4 protein-coding genes are annotated in these 4,736 nt (G+C 66.2%); 2 read left to right on the forward strand and 2 right to left on the reverse strand.

The annotated features are described in order from the left end of the window. Nucleotides 1-81: 81 nt before the first annotated feature. Nucleotides 82-1,176 carry a type III PLP-dependent enzyme gene (locus VK792_RS19345; RefSeq protein ID WP_326299545.1) on the reverse strand — a complete coding sequence of 365 codons (1,095 nt, stop codon included), beginning with the start codon at nucleotides 1,174-1,176 and terminating at the stop codon, nucleotides 82-84. A gap of 106 nt (nucleotides 1,177-1,282) precedes the next feature. On the opposite strand from VK792_RS19345, the gene VK792_RS19350 reads away from it, so the two are divergent. Then, nucleotides 1,283-1,717 carry an Lrp/AsnC family transcriptional regulator gene (locus tag VK792_RS19350; RefSeq protein ID WP_326299547.1) on the forward strand — a complete coding sequence of 145 codons (435 nt, stop codon included), beginning with the start codon at nucleotides 1,283-1,285 and terminating at the stop codon, nucleotides 1,715-1,717. A 60-nt stretch (nucleotides 1,718-1,777) separates the two neighbouring features. Beyond that, on the forward strand, nucleotides 1,778-3,184 hold the full coding sequence (gene murD / locus VK792_RS19355) for a UDP-N-acetylmuramoyl-L-alanine--D-glutamate ligase (RefSeq protein WP_326299549.1): 1,407 nt from the start codon (nucleotides 1,778-1,780) through the stop codon (nucleotides 3,182-3,184). 152 nt (nucleotides 3,185-3,336) lie between these two features. Here the strand turns inward: murD and VK792_RS19360 are convergent, their stop codons facing one another. Continuing rightward, nucleotides 3,337-4,512, reverse strand: coding sequence for a BaiN/RdsA family NAD(P)/FAD-dependent oxidoreductase (locus VK792_RS19360; protein ID WP_326299550.1), 1,176 nt, complete (start codon nucleotides 4,510-4,512; stop codon nucleotides 3,337-3,339). Nucleotides 4,513-4,736 lie beyond the last annotated feature (224 nt).

Here is a 4,736-nt window from a genome sequence, read left to right on the forward strand (position 1 = left end):
ATCAGCATGACTCGCACGGCCAGCACCAAATGGGAATCCCAATTCGGACTCGTTTGTCGCGATCAATCCACTAGCGTTCCGTCAGCGCCTGTCCAGACCGCGCGGACCATATCCGTTGAACCCGGTGGCCAGCGCATGGCTGTATGCCCCCATTCCGGACACGGTCAGCGTGTCCCCCTCGGCCAGGTCGGCGGGCAGGGGCAGGGCGAAGGGCAGGGTGTCCAGGCTGTCGCAGGTCGGACCGAAGACGGTAAACGGTGTCGCAGGCGCAGTGCGGGGGTGCCCCTGGGCATCGCTGACCCGCAACCGCGCATGGCCCGGCAGGTCGCGCCATTCCGCCAGCGCGCCATACAGCCCGTCGTCCAGGAACACCTGATCGCCATGGCGCGCCCGGATGTGCAATTCCAGGGTGCAGCAATCGGCCACCATCGCGCGGCCCGGCTCGCACACCAGCGCGGGCGGGGTGTCAAAGGCAGAGCGGGTTTCCGCGCCAATCGCGTCGAAGATCGCCTCGAGCACCGGGGCATCGCCCTGCCGGTGCGCCGGGAACCCACCGCCGACGTTCAGCCGTTCCAGCGTGACGCCCGCGTTGCGCGCGATGTCGGCACAGGCGCGGATGTAGTGCCGCCAGGTGTTCGGATCGGTGCATTGCGTGCCGGGGTGAAAGGTCATCGCCGGGCGGAAACCCAACCGGGCCACCTCTGCCAGAAGGGCCTGCGCCTGTTCCGGCGTGGCGCCGAATTTCGCCCCGAAGTCATAGGCCGCGCCCTTGGCCGGCAATTTCAGCCGCACCGCGATTTCGCTGTCCTTCGGCAGATGCGCCAGCTTCGCCAGTTCCCCGGGCCGGTCGACCGACCAGGACGCGATCCCCAGTGCCTCTGCCGCCGCGATCTCTGCGCGGCCGCGCACGGGGTTGTTGTAATGCAGCACCGCGCCGGGCACCTCTGCCCGCACCAGCCATGCCTCGGCGGGCGAGGCGACATCGAACGCCGTCACCCCGGCCTCGGCCAGACCGGTCAGGACCTGCGGCACCGGGTTGGCCTTGACCGCATAGGTCACCAGTCCCGGAAACCCCGCGATGAACCGCGCGGCGGTGGCCTGCAAGACCTCAGGGTGGAAATGGAACACCGCGCCGGGGCATGGAGTCAGCCCGGCAAGGCCGCTTGCATCGTTCATCTGCTCTCTCCTGTTCGCTCGGATCAGGATGCGGGCGAATCCGGTGCAAATCATCTGACAAAGCGCACGTCTTGACTCATCTTCTTTACTATCTGACGATCTTCCCATGCAAATCGACGAAACAGACCGCAAACTGATCGCCCTGCTGGCCGAAAACGCCCGCGCCCCGGTCGCCGTGCTGGCGCGTGACCTGGGGCTTGCCCGCACCACGGTGCAGGCCCGGATCGACCGTTTGCTGGCCACGGGGGCCATCGCCGGGTTCACGCTGCGCCCGGGTGCCGGGCTGCGCCCCGCCATCCGCGCCACCGCGCTGGTGTCGATCGAGCCGCGCTCGGGTCCCGCCGTCCTGGCCCGGCTGCGCGGATTGCCCGCGGTCGAGGTGGTGCACACCACCTCAGGCCGGTTTGATCTGCTGGTGCAGCTTTCCGCTGCCACGACCGAGGAACTGGACGACACGCTTGACCGGATCGGAGAGGCGCGCGGTGTGCGCGCCTCGGAAAGCCTCATCCACCTCAGTACGCGAATCGATCGCAGCGGCTGATTGCCTGTGCGCGGCCAATCGGTTAGCGATGGATGAACGCATCCAGAGAAGGGCGCCGCCATGATCCCCGTTCCCGGTTTCGAAGACCAGCGCGTTGCCATCCTTGGCCTTGGCCGGTCCGGCCTGTCCGCCGCCCGCGCCCTGCGCGAAGGCGGGGCGATCCCTGTCTGCTGGGACGACAACCCCGCCGCCCGCGACAAGGCCGAGGCAGAGGGCTTTGCGGTTGCCGACCTGTCGAAACCCCATGCGCTGGACGGGATGGCAACGCTGGTCGTGTCGCCGGGCATCCCGCACCTGTTTCCCGCGCCGAACCCGGTGGTGGCCCATGCCTGGGCCGCGGGTGTGCCGGTGGACAACGACATCGGCCTGTTCTTCCGGGCGCTGGCCAATTCCGGCTGGGAAGAGTTCGACATGCTGCCCCGCGTGGTCGCGGTGACCGGGTCAAACGGCAAATCCACCACCTCGGCGCTGTTGCACCACATCCTGAAATCCTCGGGCCGCGAATCCCAGCTGGCGGGCAACATCGGGCGCGGCGTGCTGGACATCGACCCGCCGGGCGACGGCGGCGTGGTGGTGCTGGAACTCTCCAGCTATCAGACCGACCTTGCCCGCGCGCTTACCCCCGATGTGGCGGTCTTCACCAATCTTTCGCCCGATCACCTCGACCGGCACGGCGGCTATGGCGGCTATTTCGCCGCCAAGCGCCGCCTTTTTGCCGAGGGCGGGCCAGACCGCGCCGTGATCGGCGTGGACGAAGACCCGGGCTGCTTCCTGGCCAACCAGCTGTCCGAAGGCCCCACCGATGACCGCGTGATCCGCATCTCGTCGGGCCAGAAACCGCACGGCCCGGGGTGGCAGGTGGTGGCCCGCAAGGGATTCCTGACCGAATGGCGCAAGGGCCGGCAACTCGCCGCCATCGACCTGCGCCCGGTGCGCGGCTTGCCCGGTGCCCACAATCACCAGAACGCCTGCGCCGCCTATGCCGCCGCCCGCGCCCTGACAGTGGCTCCACGCCAGATCGAGACCGCCTTTCACAGCTTCCAGGGCCTGCCCCATCGCAGCGAACGCGTCGCCGAATCCGGCGGCGTGTCTTACGTCAACGACAGCAAGGCCACCAATGTCGACAGCGCCGCCAAGGCCCTGCTGGCCTTCAGGAATATCCGCTGGATCTGCGGCGGCCTGCAGAAAGAGGGGGGCCTGGAAGGGCTCCGGGATGGCCTTGCCAATGTCACCAAGGCCTATGTCATCGGCCGCGACGCGGCGGGCTTTGCCCTGCAACTGCCCGACACCGAAACCGAGGTCTGCACCGACATGGCAACCGCCGTTTCCCGCGCCATGGCCGAGGCTCGGCCGGGCGACACCGTTCTGCTGGCTCCCGCCGCCGCCAGTTTCGACCAGTACGACAATTTCGAACAGCGCGGCATCGATTTCGCCACCCGCGTCCGCGCTGCCCTGGGACAAAGCTGACCCTGCAAGTCTTTGGTTTTCCAAATACCTCGGGGGTGAATTGGCCGCAGGCCAAGAGGGGGCAGCGCCCCCGATTTTTCTTCGAAAAATCAAGCACTGCCCGTGGCGTCAGCCCCGGGCACAGCCTGCGCGGGTCGCAAGGCCCGCACCGCTTACCGGACGTCCCGCGCCGCCTGTCCCGCCGCCACGCCCGACGACCAGGCCCATTGGAAATTGTACCCGCCAAGCCAGCCGGTCACGTCCAGGCACTCGCCGATAAAAAACAATCCGGGCAAGGACTTGGACATCATCGTTCGGCTATCGACCCCGTCGGTCGATACCCCGCCGAGCGTCACTTCAGCGGTGCGGTAGCCTTCGGTTCCTTGGGGCAACACCCGCCAGGACTGCAACGCCGCCGCCAGGGCGTCGATCCGGCTGTTCGACAGATCGCCGCAATTGCCGGTCAGGTCGATCTCTCCTGCCAGGAAAGTCACAAGCTTTTCCGGCAACATCGTGGCCAATCCGGTGGTCAGGTTGCGCTTGCCGGTCTGTTGCCGTGCCGCCTTCAAGGCCGACACCACATCGCTCCCCGGCAGCAGGTTCAGCGCCACGTCCTGCCCCTCGCGCCAATAGCTCGACAGTTGCAGGATGGCCGGGCCAGACAGGCCGCGGTGGGTAAAAAGCAATGCCTCTTCAAAGGCTTGCCCGCCAGTTTCGCCGCGCACGGGCAGGGACAGGCCGGACAGGGGCGAGAACCGGCCATCGGGGAAGGTGAAGGGGACAAGGCCGGCGCGGGTTTCTGTCACCGGATGTCCGAACTGCGCGGCAATGTCATAGGCAAGGCCGGTGGCGCCCATCTTGGGGATGGATTTTCCGCCCGTCGCGACGATCAGAGCCTTGGTCGTCACATCAAGGTTTTTCCCGTCTTTTTCGATGGTTACCCGAAAATGACTGCCATCGTGGGACAGCTCTATCAGCCGGGTCCGGGTCCAGATCGTCGCCGCGGATGCCTCGGCCAGAAGCATCTGGATGATGTCCTTGGCAGAGGTGTCGCAAAACAGTTGGCCCAGCGTTTTCTCATGCCAGGGGATGCGGTGCTTCTGCACCAGATCAAGGAAATCCCACTGGCTGAACCGTTTCAGCGCGGACTTTGAGAAGTGTTTGTTTTTGCTTATGAAATTATCCGGCCCGCACTGCATGTTGGTAAAGTTGCAGCGCCCGCCGCCAGAGATGCGGATCTTTTCGCCCACCGCTTTCGCGTGGTCGATGACCAGTGTCGACGGTCCCGCATGGGCCGCCGCCATCAGGCCGGCCGCGCCGGCGCCAAGGATAAGGGTCTGGACGTGCATGGCCCGTTCATGGCGGGGATTTTGACGATGCACAAGCCATGCACAGTCGATGCACATTCGATGCATACGCGATACGGGCCAGGCAGAGGCCGCGCGGGCCATGGCGGAACCGGTGTTGGCAAGACTGATTGCCCTTGGCCGGTCAGCGCCCTAGTGGATTGAATCCAACATTTGGAACCCTCGATTTCTTGCGGCGATGATGTCGTTGGGGTCTGCCCGCCAAA

This window comes from Mesobacterium hydrothermale, from assembly GCF_035818635.1.
Lineage (GTDB): Bacteria > Pseudomonadota > Alphaproteobacteria > Rhodobacterales > Rhodobacteraceae > Mesobacterium_A > Mesobacterium_A hydrothermale.